At 62.6% G+C, this 14728-nt stretch carries 11 protein-coding genes and 1 riboswitch; of the genes, 6 read left to right on the forward strand and 5 right to left on the reverse strand.

All coding sequences use genetic code 11. From position 1 onward, the window contains the following. Positions 1 to 90: 90 nt before the first annotated feature. Entirely contained in the window at positions 91 to 975 is an 885-nt protein-coding gene (gcvA, locus tag ACFOKJ_RS13610; protein WP_390280500.1) for a transcriptional regulator GcvA, read from the forward strand. 119 nt (positions 976 to 1094) lie between these two features. Continuing rightward, positions 1095 to 1889 (forward strand): response regulator, encoded by a 795-nt coding sequence (locus ACFOKJ_RS13615; RefSeq protein WP_390280502.1) that lies wholly within the window; start codon positions 1095 to 1097, stop codon positions 1887 to 1889. Positions 1890 to 2009: 120 nt separating this feature from the next. On the opposite strand, the gene ACFOKJ_RS13620 is transcribed toward ACFOKJ_RS13615, so the two are convergent. Beyond that, complete coding sequence (locus ACFOKJ_RS13620; protein ID WP_390280504.1) at positions 2010 to 2915, reverse strand: hypothetical protein; 906 nt, start codon at positions 2913 to 2915, stop codon at positions 2010 to 2012. A gap of 241 nt (positions 2916 to 3156) precedes the next feature. Here ACFOKJ_RS13620 and ACFOKJ_RS13625 point away from each other — a divergent pair, with 241 nt between their 5' ends. The 3 genes from ACFOKJ_RS13625 to ACFOKJ_RS13635 all read left to right on the forward strand — a co-directional run bounded on the left by ACFOKJ_RS13625 (position 3157) and on the right by ACFOKJ_RS13635 (position 6439). Continuing rightward, complete coding sequence (locus ACFOKJ_RS13625) at positions 3157 to 4035, forward strand: NAD(P)-dependent oxidoreductase (protein WP_390280506.1); 879 nt, start codon at positions 3157 to 3159, stop codon at positions 4033 to 4035. After that, positions 4032 to 4808 carry a hydroxypyruvate isomerase family protein gene (locus ACFOKJ_RS13630; protein WP_390280508.1) on the forward strand — a complete coding sequence of 259 codons (777 nt, stop codon included), beginning with the start codon at positions 4032 to 4034 and terminating at the stop codon, positions 4806 to 4808. The genes ACFOKJ_RS13625 and ACFOKJ_RS13630 overlap by 4 nt, the downstream gene beginning before the upstream one ends. Before the next feature lie 299 nt (positions 4809 to 5107). After that, positions 5108 to 6439, forward strand: a complete 1332-nt coding sequence (locus ACFOKJ_RS13635; protein ID WP_390280510.1) for a DEAD/DEAH box helicase — start codon at positions 5108 to 5110, stop codon at positions 6437 to 6439. Positions 6440 to 6542: 103 nt separating this feature from the next. Here ACFOKJ_RS13635 and ACFOKJ_RS13640 read toward each other — a convergent pair whose 3' ends face one another. From ACFOKJ_RS13640 to tyrS, 4 genes are all read right to left on the reverse strand, one after another. Beyond that, positions 6543 to 7943, reverse strand: a complete 1401-nt coding sequence (locus ACFOKJ_RS13640; RefSeq protein WP_390280512.1) for an L-serine ammonia-lyase — start codon at positions 7941 to 7943, stop codon at positions 6543 to 6545. Between the two features lie 2 nt (positions 7944 to 7945). Beyond that, entirely contained in the window at positions 7946 to 9214 is a 1269-nt protein-coding gene (gene glyA / locus ACFOKJ_RS13645; RefSeq protein ID WP_390280514.1) for a serine hydroxymethyltransferase, read from the reverse strand. 177 nt (positions 9215 to 9391) lie between these two features. Beyond that, positions 9392 to 9490: riboswitch (glycine riboswitch) on the reverse strand. 252 nt (positions 9491 to 9742) lie between these two features. Further along, a complete protein-coding gene (locus ACFOKJ_RS13650; protein WP_390280517.1) occupies positions 9743 to 12226 on the reverse strand; it encodes an EAL domain-containing protein in 2484 nt (827 codons plus the stop codon). Positions 12227 to 12502: 276 nt separating this feature from the next. Next, a complete protein-coding gene (gene tyrS / locus ACFOKJ_RS13655; RefSeq protein WP_390280519.1) occupies positions 12503 to 13777 on the reverse strand; it encodes a tyrosine--tRNA ligase in 1275 nt (424 codons plus the stop codon). A 165-nt stretch (positions 13778 to 13942) separates the two neighbouring features. Between tyrS and ACFOKJ_RS13660 the strand changes: the two genes are divergently transcribed. After that, entirely contained in the window at positions 13943 to 14590 is a 648-nt protein-coding gene (locus ACFOKJ_RS13660; protein ID WP_390280521.1) for a cytochrome b/b6 domain-containing protein, read from the forward strand. Positions 14591 to 14728: the final 138 nt, after the last annotated feature.

A 14728-nucleotide genomic window follows, 5' to 3' on the forward strand; every position in this document is an offset into this window, starting at 1 on the left:
TACCCGGCTGTGACTACACAAAGATTACGCTGATGTATCTATGAGCACAAACGAGTAATCGAAACACTGGCTGTGAGTTAAAATCACATCATGAGCACATATCCCCCCCTGAATGCGCTGCGTATTTTCGAGGCAGCAGCAAGGCTGGAAAGCTTTTCGGCTGCGGCCAACGAGTTGCACGTTACCCACGGTGCTGTGAGCAAGCAGATCAAGCAGCTGGAAGAGTGGTTGAACGTGCCCTTGTTCGAACGCGCGGGCGGCCGCGTCAAGCTTACCGAGACCGGCTGGCGTTATCTGGTGCAGGTGCAGGACGGCCTGGACCTGATCGCCAATGCGACTTCGCAGCTGTTGCAACCCGACCGGCAGCGGCGGCTGGTGATCAATTCCACGCCCACGCTGGCCATGTTCTGGCTGCTGCCACGGCTGGCGGATTTTCGCCGCCTGTTTCCGGATATCGACCTGCATCTGGTGACCTCCGATCGCGATATCAGCCGGCTGGAGTCGCCGTTCGATATTGCCATCCGCCGTGGTCCTGGCGACTGGCCTGGCCATATTGCCAAGCCGTTCCTGAAGGAGTGGGAGCTGCCGCTGTGCAGCCCGGCGCTGCTGGCGGCACACCCGATACACACGGCTGCCGATCTGGCCAGGCATGCGCTGCTGTATGCCGATACCCGCCCCACGGCGTGGCAGCGCTGGTTCACCCTGGCCGGGGTGCCTGACCTGAAACCGGCCAGCCGCCTGCACTTCGAGCGTTTTTCGCTGGCGCTGCAGGCTGCCATCGAAGGTCTGGGGGTGGTGCTGGGGCCGCTGCCGATGGCGCAGCGTGCGCTGGAAGCGGGCCAGCTGGTGGCACCGTTGGCCGCGCCGGTGGTGCCGGTGCGCGATTATTGCTGGGTGGCGCCGCGCGCCGCGCTGGATGATGGTGCCATCAATGCCTTCTGCCAATGGCTGGAGCAACAGGCGGCGGTGGTGTAAAAGCCGCAGTTTCAAGTTACTGCTTTTTAATAAGCCGCAATTTATTGATGGGATGCTGTCGTGGCGCAGCGGCGATTGGCTATGCTGTGAAGCAGGAACCCGCTTTCGGAAAGTCTCGCATGTTCAATCTGCAGCATCTGTCGGTGTGTCTGGTGGAGCCTTCGCGCCCGCAGAGCACAATTATTCATGGCTACCTGCAACAGCTTGGTATCGAAAAAGTCGATGTTGTCGGCGACGGTCAGGAGGCGCTGGCGCGCATGCGCGCGGTGCCGCGGCCGGATATCGTGATCAGTGCCATGTACCTGCCAGACCTTACCGGCACTGACCTGGTGCTGGCGATGCGCAGCGATGACGACCTGCGCGAGATGCCCTTCGTGCTAATTTCCAGCGAAACCCGCCCGCAGCAGCTGGAAGCCATTCGCCAGGCGGGTGCCATGGCCATTCTGCCCAAACCGTTCAACCTGTCGCAGCTGGACCGGGCGCTGTGTTCGTCGCTGGATTACCTGAATGCCGCCGACCTGCGCGCCAGCCTGGAAGACTTTGACCTGGACGCGCGTCAGGTGCTGCTGGTGGATGACAGTGCCACTTCCCGCCACTACCTGCGCTCGGTGCTGGAGCGCATGGGCTTCGAACACATCAGCGAGGCTGGCAACGGTGCCGAGGCGGTGCCGCTGCTGGATGCGCAGCCCTTTGACTTGATCCTTACCGACTACAACATGCCGGAAATGGATGGCAAGGCGCTGATCGAGTACATCCGCAGCCACCCGGTAAACATGTCCACGCCGGTGCTGATGATCTCCGGCGAGCAGGATTTTGCCCGCCTCGCAGCGGTGGAGGAGGCTGGGGTGTCGGCCATCTGCGACAAGCCGTTCGAGATCGACACCCTGCGCCAGCTGATCAGGCAGTTTCTGTAGTACACCTCGAAAAACTCCCGCTTTCGTCGCGATACTGCGTTGCTCGCGAAAAATGTCTCCTTACATATCAAACATATGCTGCGTCGACATTTTTCGTTCGCGCCTTGTCTCGCTTAGAAATCAGGTTTTTTCGAGGCGCCCTGTAGTCGCTGCGCGCGGCGCTACCCACACCAGCTTTTCCGCCTGCGCCTGTTTGCCGGCCTGGCTGCGCCAGTAGCCGGCGCGCACGCTTTGCGGCCAACTGGCCGGCAGGCCGGGCATGCTTGCCAGCAGTAGTTCCTGGTTGCCACTTTTCAGCAATTCCGCGCGTTGTTTCTGCCGGCTTTTGGCGTCGCCTTGCAGGGCGAGTTGCTGGGCGGCGGATAGCGGTAGCATCCAGCTGTCGGTCAGTTGCAGTCGTGGCTGGGTGAGCATGGCCAGCATGCCGAACGCTGTCTGCAGCCAGGGGCGCCAGCTGGCTAGTGCGGGAGTGTCCGGCACCTGTACCGAGTCGGGGTAGTGGATGCCAAGGGTCAGCGCGGCTTCCAGCCGATGCTGCCAGGGCTGCTGGCTTGGGGCGAAATCCGGTTGCAGCAGCAGCATGTCCAGTCGGCGCTGGCTGGCATCATGACTGACGAAGGCGGCGCTGTAGGCGCCATCGTGTTGCAGGGACAGCATGAAGGTACCGCCGGGCAGGCTGGGGGCGGCTGGCATGGTGGCCGGGGCACGGGTATGGCCCAGTGCCTGTTGCAGATTGCTGTCCAGCGCATAGATGCGCCGCCCGTCGCGACAGAACTGACCGTACGCCTCGGCCAGCACGAATTCGGTTTCCCGCTGGGTATCGTTGAGCGGATGCAGGCGCGCGGCTTGCTCAAGCTCCTGCTGCACGATGGCGGCAGCGGCATCGCAACCCTGCTGCGGGTTGGCTGCCTGCAGGAAGGCCTGCGCAATGCGCTTGGCCCAGGGGCGGGTGGCTTGGTAGCGAAGGTTGTGAAAGTCCATGGCGATGGTGGGTGGCGAACGTAAAGGGGCGCGATTGTAGCGCATCGCGTTGCTGCTCGGAATTGTCATTGATATGGCATGAAATTGTGAGTAATCTAGCTGCACGTCGAGATTTAGCTATCTCTGCGCGGATGTGATCAGCGGTACCACCGTGCCGTTATCAGTCCTTCCCTTGTTGCAATACCTTAACGGGCTGGCCATATGGCCGGCCCGCTTTTTTTGCGTTGCCGCATTTTGCGCTAGCATGCAGGGCATTGATCGAGGGCGTTGGCCGCAAGGGGGAGAGATGCGGGTCGGATTCATTGGCTTGGGCCTGATGGGGGGGGCGATGTGCCGGCGCCTGCTGGCGCACGGGGTGGCACTAACGGTATGGAACCGCACGCCTGGCAAGACCGAGGCATTGCAGCAGCTTGGTGCGCAGCGCGCTGCCAGCGTGGCGGCACTGGTGCAGGCTAGCGACGTGCTGATGCTGTGCGTGTCGGATACCGCCGCCGTGCGCGAGCTGGTTTTTGCTGGCGATGGCATTGCCATGCACGGCCGTCCAGGACAGCTGTTGCTGGATTTTTCCAGTATCGCTCCGGCGGCTACGCGCGAAATGGCGGCGGCACTGCAGCAGCAATGCGGCATGCGCTGGGTGGATGCGCCGGTGTCCGGTGGTGTGCGCGGCGCCGAGAGCGGACAGCTGGTGATCATGGCAGGCGGCGAGGTGGCGGATGTCGATACGCTGCGTCCGCTGCTGGCGCCGTTGTCGCAGCGGGTAACGCATATGGGGCCGGTAGGGGCCGGGCAGGTGACCAAGGTGTGCAATCAGCTGATCGTCGCCAGCAATGCCATGCTGATTGCCGAGACGGTGCGGCTGGCCGAGCAGGCTGGCGTGGATGCCGCGCTGCTGGCGCCGGCACTGGCCGGCGGCTTTGCCGATTCGCTGCCGCTGCAGATTCTGGCACCGCGCATGGCAGCGCGGCAGTTCGAGCCGCTGCAGTGGAAAGTCGGCACCTTGTTGAAGGATCTTGGCAATGCGTTGACGCTGGGGCAGGAGACCGGCAGCCCGTTGCCGCTGGCAGGCCTTGCTCAGCAGCTGATGCAGCAGCATGCCGCGCTGGACGGCAATGCACAGCGTGATCTCGCCAGCGTCATCGAACACTACAGCGGGAGCGGGCAATGAGGTTTGCGGCCAACCTGAGCATGCTGTTTACCGAGCTGCCACTGCCGCAGCGCTTTGCCGCGACCGCACAGGCCGGCTTTGCCGCGGTGGAGATCCAGTTTCCGTACGACGTAGCGGCGGCAGAACTGGCGGCGGCGGCCACCGCTGCCGGAGTGGAAGTCATCCTGATCAATGTGCCTGCCGGTGACCTGATGCAGGGCGGAGCGGGGTTGGCCGCACAGCCGCGGCTGCAGGCGGAGTTTGCCGCCGCGCTGCCGCAGGCGCTGGCCTATGCCCAGGCACTGGGTGTGCGCATGGTGAATGTGCTGCCCGGCAGGCTGGCGGAGGGTGTCAGCCGTCAGCAGGCACTGGCCACGCTGGCGGCCAACCTCGATGCTGCGGCGGACTTTTTCCGGCCGCATGGCATCCGTGTAGTGTGCGAGGCAATCAATGATATCGATATGCCAGGCTTTCTGCTACGCACCGCCGACGAGCTGGCCGTGCTGCTGGCGACTTGCAATAGTCGTGACATTGGCATGCAGATCGATCTGTATCACATGGCGCGCATGCAGCAGGACATTCCGGCGCTGCTGTCGAAACATCTTCCCGCCATTGCCCATGTGCAGTTTGCCGATGCGCCGGGGCGGGGCGAGCCGGGTAGTGGTGAACTGGCGCTGCGCCAGTATCTGCAGCAGTTGGATGCGTTGGGTTATCGCGGTTGGTGCGCCGCGGAATACCGGCCGACACGACCGACCGTGGAAACGCTGGCCTGGCTGACCACTGATGCTTGGTGATTTTTTGCATACACTTTGGCGTGGCATTGCAAAATCAGTGGCTTGCCGCTGTTGTCGTTGAATATTTCTTGCAATGGCAAAATATTTTCGTTATAGTGCGCCCTCTTCGAAATTAGCCGGCGGATTCTACCCGCGCCGTCGGCCTCTGATATTTCATCGCCTCTGACGCCTTTTGGCCTGTTGCCGCCATGTCCTTGCTTTCAGGACCGCTGTTTGCCGCTTGTCAGGTTGGTTCGATGACCTGTTACCCCTCAAGCGGGCTTACACCCGGCTTATCCAGCCGGACTGAAAGGATTGATATGCATTTCTCCGATCTCGGACTTCCCGTTGTTGTTGCCAAAGCCCTGGAACAAGCCGGTTACGATACCCCGACTCCGGTACAGGCCGAAGCCGTACCGGCAGCTATCGCCGGTCGCGATCTGCTGGTTTCCGCACAAACCGGTAGCGGCAAGACCGCAGCCTTCCTGCTGCCGGCACTGACCCGCATCAGCGAGCGTTCCAAAGGCCCGGGTAACGGCCCGCGCGTACTGGTGCTGACCCCGACCCGCGAACTGGCACAGCAGGTGGAAAAGAACGCCATGGTTTACGGTGAAGGCATGCGCTTCCTGCGCACCGTTACCCTGGTAGGCGGCGCTTCCTTCGGTTTCCAGACCCGCGCACTGTCGCGCCCGGTTGACATCATCGTGGCTACCCCGGGTCGCCTGATGGACCACATGCGCTCCGGCCGCATCGACTTCTCGCGCCTGGAAATGCTGGTGCTGGACGAAGCCGACCGCATGCTGGACATGGGCTTCATCGAAGACATCGAGACCATCGTTGCCGCCACCCCGGCCGAGCGTCAGACCCTGTTGTTCTCCGCTACCCTGGACGGCATCGTCGGCAAGATGGCCGAGCGCATGACCCGCGATCCGCAGCGTATCGAGATCGAGCGCAAGGATGACAGCGGCAGCATCGAAGAACATCTGCTGTACGCCGATGACAACAACCACAAGAACCGTCTGCTGGACGCCATCCTGAAGGAGTCCAACTTCGACCAGGCCGTGGTGTTCACCGCTACCAAGATCGGTTCCGAAGAAATCGCCGACAAGCTGTGCGACATGGGCTACTCCGCAGCCTGCCTGCATGGTGACATGCCGCAAAGCTGGCGTAACCGCACCCTGAACGACCTGCGTCGTGGCCGCATCAAGATCCTGGTGGCTACCGACGTGGCCGCTCGCGGCATCGACGTACCGGGCATCGGCCTGGTAGTGAACTACGATCTGCCGAAGCAGGCGGAAGACTACGTGCACCGTATCGGCCGTACCGGTCGTGCCGGCCGCAGCGGCGTGGCGATCACCATCGCCGAATCGCGCGAATTCCACCGCGTACGTCGTATCGAGCAATACCTGAAGCGCCAGCTGGCTGAAGCCGTGATCCAGGGCATGGAGCCGACCCGTCGTCCGCCGAAAGGCCGTCGTCCGCAAGGCGCCGGTGCTCGTGACGGCCAGCGTCGTGGTGGCTACGGCGACCGCAAGCCGGGTTCCGGCTACGCAGGCAACCGTGGTGGCAGCAGCTACGGCGATCGCCGCGGCAGCAGCGGTCCGCGTCAGGGTGGCCATGGCGGCGAACGCCGTGCCCCGCGCGCAGAATAAGCGTTAGCGAGCCATTCAAAAAAACCGCCCTGCCAGTAAAGGCAGGGCGGTTTTTCTATGCAGCAGCCCCAGGCTTGCGCTCAGGGTTGGCCGCAAGCGGGCATCAGCATTCCACGATATTCACCGGCACCTCAATCACATTGATCGCCAGGCCGCCACGCGCGGTTTCCTTGTACTTGCTGTTCATGTCGCGGCCGGTGTCGCGCATGGTCTTGATGACCCGGTCCAGCGACACAAAGTGCTGGCCATCGCCGCGCAGTGCCATGCGCACCGCGTTGATGGCCTTTACCGCCGCCATGGCGTTGCGCTCGATGCACGGCACCTGCACCAGGCCGCCCACCGGGTCGCAGGTCAGGCCCAGGTTATGCTCCATGCCGATCTCGGCGGCGTTTTCCACCTGCTCCGGCGTCGCGCCCATTACCTCGGCAAGGCCGCCGGCTGCCATCGAGCAGGCCGAACCGACTTCGCCCTGGCAACCGACTTCGGCACCGGAGATGGAGGCATTGAGTTTGAACAGGATGCCGATCGCGCCAGCGGTGAGCAGGAAGCGCACCACGCCATCCTCGTTGGCACCCGGCACAAAACGCGCGTAGTAGTGCAGCACGGCAGGGATGATGCCGGCAGCACCGTTGGTGGGCGCAGTGACAACTCGTCCGCCGCCGGCGTTTTCCTCGTTCACCGCCAGTGCGTACAGGTTTACCCAGTCCATTACCGTCAGCGGGTCGCGCAGGCTGGCTTCCGGGGCATTGGTGAGCTTGCGGTACAGGTCGGCAGCACGGCGTTTCACCTTCATGCCGCCAGGAAGAATGCCTTCCTGTGCGCAGCCGCGCTGTACGCAGTTCTGCATTACCTGCCAGATACGCAGCAGACCGGCACGCACTTCTTCCTCGCTACGCCAGGCCAGCTCGTTTTCCAGCATGATCTGGCTGATGCTCTTGCCTTCACGCTGACACAGCGCCAGCAGTTCGGCGCCGCTGCTGAACGGGTGGCGTAGCTCCTCGCTGCCCGGTGGGGTGAAGCCGGCATCGATTGCCGCCTCATCCACCACGAAGCCACCTCCCACCGAGTAGTAGGCGCGCTTGTCCAGCACTTCACCTTGATCGTTACGCGCCTCAAAGGTCATGCCGTTCGGGTGAAAGGGCAGTGTCTTGCGCTTGTGCAGCACCAGATGTTCACCCTCGGCAAAGGCGATTTCGTGGCTGCCAAGCAGCCGCAGCCGCTTGCTGTCACGAATCGCCGCCACCATGCCCGGCACCGCATCGGTATCCACTTCGTCCGGCAGCTCGCCCTGTAGCCCAAGCAGCACGGCAATGTCGGAGCCGTGGCCCTTGCCGGTGGCGCCCAGCGAGCCGAACAGCTCGCAGCGCACGCTGGCCACTGCCGGCAGCAGACCGTCTTTTTCCAGACGGGCGACAAACTGCCGCGCGGCACGCATCGGGCCGACGGTATGCGAGCTGGACGGGCCGATGCCGATCTTGAACAGATCAAACACGCTGAGGGCCATGATCAGCTCCCGCTGGTTTCACGGTATACCGGGAAGGCGGCACACAGCTCTGCAGCCTGGCGTTTTACACGCGCGCTCACTTCCGGGTTCTCGATGTCGTCGAGAATGTCACACACCCAGTGCGCCACCTGGCGCGCTTCGGTTTCCTTGAAGCCACGGCTGGTGATCGCCGGGGTGCCGATACGGATGCCGCTGGTCACGAACGGGCTTTGCGGATCGTTCGGCACCGCGTTCTTGTTCACGGTGATGTGGGCGGCGCCCAGCGCGGCGTCGGCCGCCTTGCCGGTAAGGCCCTTGTCGATCAGGCTCAGCAGGAACAGGTGGTCGTCGGTTTTGCCGGAGACGATGCTGTAGCCACGGTCCTGGAACACCTGCACCATGGCGCGGGCGTTGGCCAGCACCTGCTTCTGGTAATCAACGAATTCCGGCTGCAGCGCCTCCTGGAATGCCACCGCCTTGGCGGCAATCACGTGCATCAGCGGGCCGCCCTGGATGCCGGGGAATACCACCGAATTCAGCTTCTTCTCCAGCTCCGGGTTGGCCGCAGCGAGGATCAGGCCGCCACGCGGGCCGCGCAGGGTCTTGTGGGTGGTGGTGGTCACCACGTGGGCGTGCGGAATCGGGTTCGGGTACAGGCCGGCGGCTACCAGGCCAGCTACGTGGGCCATGTCCACGAACAGGTAGGCACCGATGCTGTCGGCGATTTCGCGCATGCGCTTCCAGTCCACGATCAGCGAGTAGGCGGAGAAGCCGGCCACGATCATCTTCGGCTGGTACTCATTGGCCATGCGCTGTACTTCGTCGTAATCGATCTCGCCGGTTTCCGGATTCAGGCCGTACTGCACCGCGTGGTAGATCTTGCCGGAGAAGTTGACCTTGGCGCCGTGGGTGAGGTGGCCGCCGTGGGCCAGGCTCATGCCGAGCACGGTGTCGTGCGGCTCCAGCAGCGCCATGTACACGGCGGCATTGGCCTGGCTGCCGGAGTGCGGCTGCACGTTGGCGTAGTCGGCGCCGAACAGCGCTTTGGCACGGTCGATGGCCAGTTGCTCCACCACGTCCACGTGTTCGCAGCCGCCGTAGTAGCGCTTGCCGGGGTAGCCCTCGGCGTACTTGTTGGTGAGCTGGCTGCCCTGGGCCTGCATCACGCGCGGACTGGTGTAGTTTTCGGAGGCAATCAGCTCGATGTGGTCCTGCTGGCGTTGGTCTTCGGCCTGCATGGCGGCCCACAGGGCGTCGTCGAAGCCGGCAATCTGCATATCACGGGTAAACATGGCGCTCTCCAGACAAAGGCTGCGGCCAACCTTGGCCGCAAGCCCGGTAAATGGGGGTGGGTGGTCGCTAGCGACCTTGCTTGCCCCCTCTGTCCGTGTGCCTGAGAGATTGGGTGCGCGTGTACGCACCGTGCTGCCTTCGGCGAGGCGCCATGCGGGCGCCTGCTCTCCAGAGAGCCTGGGCAGACAGTCCTTTTGCCTGAGAGTTTTCGGGGCGATTCCCCTTCGGCGCCGCCGCTGGTTTTGCAACCGGGCGATCTCTCCTGTCTGCCTGATGTGGCTGCGACCCAATCTAGAGAGCGGGTTGTCGGGCGTCAATGCCGCCGGTGGAGCGCCTGGCCATGGCGATGGCAGGGCGCCTGGCGGTGGGGATTGCGCCGGGAGGAAAATAGGTGGATTTGCGTCGCGGTCAAAATGAAAGCGGTCGCTTATGGCAATGCCGTCAGGGGCGGCCTTCGCATGTCGCTGTAAAAATAAATTGCTGATTTATATGGGAATTGATGTGTTTTTGCCACAGTCGGCCTGCGGTCAGCGCGTCTCGGCGTCGCGGTCCTGGTTCAGTGCATCTGTCAGCGGTTGGCAACCATGCGGAAAGTTTGTCTGCAATTCGCAGTCGCAGGTGAAGGGTTGCGGCCGCATGATGGCGTAGCCCTGGGCATAATCGATGCCCAGCAGGCCAACGGCCTGCATCAGCTGCGGCGTTTCGACGAACTCGGCGATGGTGCGCTTGCCCATCACGTGGCCGATGTGGTTGATGGCTGCCACCATGGCGTGATCGATGGGGTCGTCCAGCATGTCCTTGACGAAGCTGCCGTCGATCTTCAGGTAGTCCACCGGCAGGTGTTTCAGGTAGCTGAACGATGACATGCCGGAGCCGAAATCATCCAGCGAGAAACGGCAGCCCAGCTGCTGCAGCTCGGCAATAAAGCGCGTGGCATCGCTGAGATTGGCGATGGCGCTGGTTTCGGTGATCTCGAAACAGATGCTGTGCGGTGCAATGGCATGCTGGCGGAACTGCTCGCGCACGAAATCGAGAAAAGCATCGTCGCCGATGCTGTTGCCGGACAGGTTGATGGCGCAGGTGGCAATGGGGGCCCCCTTACGGCAATGCTGTCTGGCAGCCAGGGTGGCAAATGCCTGCTGCACCACCCAGCGGTCGATCAGCAGCATCAGGCCGTAACGCTCCGCCGCCGGGATGAAGCTGATCGGCGGTACCAGGCGGCCGAATTCATCGTGCAGCCGCAGCAGCAACTCGATATGGACGCCGCTGGACGCCTCTTCGTGCAGCGGCGCGATCTGCTGCATGTATAGACGGAAGCGGTTTTCCTCCAGTGCCAGGTGGATGCGCTGCACCCAGGCCATCTCGCCGTACTTCATCGATAGTTCCGAGTCGTCCGGATGGTAGACCTGCACCCGGTTGCGCCCCTTTTCCTTGGCCATGTAGCAGGCGACATCCGCAGCGCGCAGGGCTTCGGCCAGGGTGCTGAGTGGCCGGCTAAGATGCACCAGCCCGATGCTGATACTGGTATTGAACGGCCGGCCCTGCCAGACAAAGTGCAGATCCTGCACGGTTTGCCGCAACGCCTCGGCAATCTGGCCGGCATGAATGGCAGGGCAGTGCTCCAGCAGGATGCCGAATTCGTCGCCGCCCAGCCGGGCCAGGGTGTCCCCGTCACGCAACTGTTTTTGCAGCAGGGTGCAGATCTGGCGCAGCAGCTCGTCGCCGGCTGCGTGTCCACTGGTGTCATTCACCAGCTTGAACTGGTCCAGGTCGAGAAACATCAGCGCATGTTCTACCGGCTTGCTGCTGCTGGCCTGCCGCTCGATGGCGAGCTCCAGGCGCTGCTCGAATTCGCGGCGGTTTACCAGGCCGGTGAGCGCATCGTGACTGGCCTGCCAGGACAGGTTGGCAACGTACTGGCGCTCGCGGGTCATGTCGTGCAGCACCAGTACCGCACCACTGACACGGCCATGGCTGAAGATCGGCGCGGCAACCAGGGAAATGGCAATGGCACTGCCGTCCAGGCGCACCATCAGCTGGGCATGCTGGCTGCTGCCGCTGGTTTTTCCGCTCAGTATCTCTTCCAGCAGCTGGCCGTCTTGTTGCTGGTTCTGCTCGTCCAGCATGCGGATTATGGAGTTCAGCGGCAGTCCGCGTGCCTGTTCGTCCAGCCAGGTGGTGAGCTGCTCGGCTGCCGGGTTCATGTAGGAGATGAAGCCGGCTTCATCAATGGTGATGACGGCATCGCCAATCGAGGCCAGGGTAACCTGAGCGCGTTCCTTTTCTTCGTTCAGGGCTTGTTCGAATGCGGTGCGCTGTCGCAATAGCTTGCTGGTACGCCGGGTTGCCAGCATGACCAGCAGTGCACTGGCCAGTACGTTGACGGTGAGCAGCAGCTGCTGGATGAAGCGGGAGGCGGCCCCCAGCGAATCGGAGAAGGCCTTTTCCAGCGGGGTGAGCTGTTCGTTGATGTGGCGGATCTGCGCCGCCCAGCTGCGTATTTCCTCAGGGCTGGGGCGGTGGTGGCTGAAGGTGGCATGCATGCTGGCCGCAAGCTCGGTGAGCTGCAGCAGGTGATGGTCGCCGGCGGTCCAGTGCTGGATGGCGGTTTTCAGGTAGCTGACGTGGCGGAAATTGCGGTACAGCCAGATCATGCCGGGGACGTCGTCCGGGTGGTTGCCGCCCTGTATGAAACTGCTGCCGGCGCGCGCGAGATCAGGCTCGGCGGCATCCAGCGCCTGTCGGCCGTCACGGTCCGCCAGCGGAATGGCGATGGCTTGCTGGTAACGCTGAAACAGCAGCGGGTCGCCGCTGTCGGCATAAAGCTTCAGATAGTGAATGGCATCTTTCTGCCCCTTCGACCACAGGCTCTCGCCGCTGACATAGGCGCGCACATTCGACAGCATGTACAGGCTGATGCCGCTGACGGCAGCCTGCAGTATGGCCACCAGCACAAAAGGCCAGACGGTGCGCAGCAAGCGAGCGTGATGGCTGCTGGGTGGTGGTCGCATGAGTCTAGGTCGCCTTTCTTGTTGCGTGCCCCCTGTATGGGCATTTCAGGTCAGGTCGAGGTGTGGCGAGACGGCGATAGGCGGCAAAACGAGTTTGAATGAATTCTTATCAATATATAGCTGCAAGCACGCAAACTGCATAGTATTTGCCGGCGGGCAGCAGGAGATGGCACCGATTGCGGTGGGGCTGGCGCGGGATGGCGGCAGCAAAACGGGGCCGGCGCGTAACAGGTGATGCTGTCGTGCGCCGGCCCCGTTGGGGGTGTGGCAGCGGGTTTACTGCCAGCAGATCAGGGTGTGGTTCTTCTTGCCGCGCTTGAGCAGGCTGTACTGGCCAAACAGGCGCTCACCATCGGCAATCTGGTGTTCCAGGCTGTCTGCCTTGTAGCCGTTGATGCTCACCGCGCCGCTCTGGATGAAGGTGCGGGCCTCAGACTTGGACTTGGCCAGGCCGCCTGCCACCAGGGTGTCGATCAGGCCGGCATTGTCGCGTGGCAGCTGGACACTGGGCATGCCATCCTGCGCCAGCTGTGCCAGGTCGGATTCCGTCAGGTCGGCAACACTGCCGCTGAACAGGCTGGCGCTGATCCGTTGCGCGGCCTCCACTGCGGCCTGGCCATGCACCAGCGCGGTTACCTGTTCCGCCAGGATGCGCTGTGCCTGCGGCTTGCCGCCGCTGCTCTTGTCCTGCTCCTCGATGGCGGCGATCTCGTCCAGCGACAGGAAGGTAAAGTAGCGCAGGAACTTGTACACGTCGGCATCGGCGGTGTTCATCCAGAACTGGTAGAACGCGTATGGCGATGTCTTCTTGGCATCCAGCCAGATAGTGCCGGACTCGGTCTTGCCGAACTTGGTGCCGTCGGACTTGGTGACCAATGGCATGGTCAGACCAAATACCTGCTCCTGGTTGAGTCGACGAGTCAGGTCAGTACCCGCGGTAATATTGCCCCACTGGTCGGAGCCGCCGATCTGCAGTTTGCAGCCAAGACGTTTGTTGAGTTCGGCAAAGTCATAGCCCTGCAGCAGGCTGTAGCTGAATTCGGTGTAGCTGATGCCCTGATCTTCACGACTGATGCGCTGCTGCACTGCTTCTTTCTTGATCATCTGGTTGATCGAGAAATGCTTGCCGATGTCGCGCAGGAACTCCAGCGCGCCCATGCCGCCAAACCAGTCGTAGTTGTTGGCCATGATGGCGGCGTTGGCGCCTTCGAACGACAGAAACGGCGATACCTGGTCGCGGATCTTGTCTACCCAGCCGGCAATCACATCCGGGGTGTTCAGCTTGCGTTCGGTGGCCTTGAAGCTGGGGTCGCCGATCATGCCGGTGGCGCCGCCAACCAGCGCAACGGGGCTATGTCCTGCCTGTTGGAAACGGCGGAGCATAAGAATGGGTACAAGGCTGCCGATATGCAGGCTGTCTGCGGTCGGATCGAAGCCGCAATACAGAGTCACGCTCTCCTTGGTCAGCAGTTCGTCGAGGGCTGCCGCATCGGTTTGCTGTGCGATCAGGCCACGTGCTTGCAGATCCTGGATAAGGGCGGACTGGAACATCTTGGGAATTCTCCTTGGTGTGAAACGGCGCCAGCCTTGAAGCGGCAACGAGCGGCTATTCTAGCCGATTTTGCTGCACCGCAGTCTGTGCCGTGGCCAGCGGCGGTGCGTGCCGGCCGCAGCCGCTAACGGTAAAATGCAGCAGCAAAGTAAAGGAGTGTGGCAATGCGGGACCGGGTGAAAGTATGGGATGCGCCGACCAGGCTGTTTCACTGGCTACTGGTGGCCTTGTTCGGGGCAATGTGGTGGAGCGGCGAGCAGGGGCAGCTGATGCTACATACCCGCTTGGGTATCGGGCTGCTGGTACTGCTGCTGTTTCGCCTGCTGTGGGGGCTGTGGGGTAGCGAGACGTCGCGGTTTGCTAGCTTTGTGCGGGGCCCGGCGGCTATTGCTGCATACCTGCGCGGCGAGCAACAGGCGCATGCCGGCCACAACCCGCTGGGGGCGCTGATGGTGCTGGCTATGTTGGCCGCATTGCTGTTGCAGCTGTGCCTGGGCTTGTTTGCGGTGGATACCGACAGCTATTTGTATGATGGGCCGCTGGCCAGGTTGCTGGATGGCGAGCTGGCGGAACTGATCAGCGACTGGCACGGCGCCTGGTTCAACGTGCTGCTGCTGCTGGTGGTGGTGCATGTGCTTGCCATTGTGGCCTACCGTTTCCTGCGCGGGGAAAACCTGGTGCTGCCGATGCTGACTGGCAACAAGCCACGGGTTACCGGCATGCGGGTGCCAGTGTTGCGCTCTCCCTGGCTGGCACTGCTGCTGCTGATGCTGGCGGGGGGGCTGGTGCTAGGTGGCCTGGCTCTGGTGTAGACGCGTGTGCCAGCAAAAAGCCCGGCGCATTGGCCTAATGCCGTTCACTTAAGCAAGTGGACGGCATTTTTCATGGTGCGAATCTTGCTCATATCCCGGCCAAGTTAACTCTGACACTCTGGCTCCAATGGTTGGCAA

Origin of the sequence: Vogesella amnigena (genome assembly GCF_042648905.1) — a bacterium.
Taxonomy (GTDB): domain Bacteria; phylum Pseudomonadota; class Gammaproteobacteria; order Burkholderiales; family Chromobacteriaceae; genus Vogesella; species Vogesella amnigena.

Bases quoted from the DNA above. Each gene is read 5' to 3' on its own strand.
- tyrS (WP_390280519.1), bottom strand. From the start codon at position 13,777: ATGTTCCAGTCCGCCCTTATCCAGGATCTGCAAGCACGTGGCCTGATC.
- ACFOKJ_RS13615 (WP_390280502.1), top strand. From the start codon at position 1,095: ATGTTCAATCTGCAGCATCTGTCGGTGTGTCTGGTGGAGCCTTCGCGC.
- glyA (WP_390280514.1), bottom strand. From the start codon at position 9,214: ATGTTTACCCGTGATATGCAGATTGCCGGCTTCGACGACGCCCTGTGG.
- ACFOKJ_RS13620 (WP_390280504.1), bottom strand. From the start codon at position 2,915: ATGCGCTACAATCGCGCCCCTTTACGTTCGCCACCCACCATCGCCATG.
- ACFOKJ_RS13630 (WP_390280508.1), top strand. From the start codon at position 4,032: ATGAGGTTTGCGGCCAACCTGAGCATGCTGTTTACCGAGCTGCCACTG.
- ACFOKJ_RS13650 (WP_390280517.1), bottom strand. From the start codon at position 12,226: ATGCGACCACCACCCAGCAGCCATCACGCTCGCTTGCTGCGCACCGTC.
- ACFOKJ_RS13625 (WP_390280506.1), top strand. From the start codon at position 3,157: ATGCGGGTCGGATTCATTGGCTTGGGCCTGATGGGGGGGGCGATGTGC.
- gcvA (WP_390280500.1), top strand. From the start codon at position 91: ATGAGCACATATCCCCCCCTGAATGCGCTGCGTATTTTCGAGGCAGCA.
- ACFOKJ_RS13635 (WP_390280510.1), top strand. From the start codon at position 5,108: ATGCATTTCTCCGATCTCGGACTTCCCGTTGTTGTTGCCAAAGCCCTG.
- ACFOKJ_RS13660 (WP_390280521.1), top strand. From the start codon at position 13,943: ATGCGGGACCGGGTGAAAGTATGGGATGCGCCGACCAGGCTGTTTCAC.
- ACFOKJ_RS13640 (WP_390280512.1), bottom strand. From the start codon at position 7,943: ATGGCCCTCAGCGTGTTTGATCTGTTCAAGATCGGCATCGGCCCGTCC.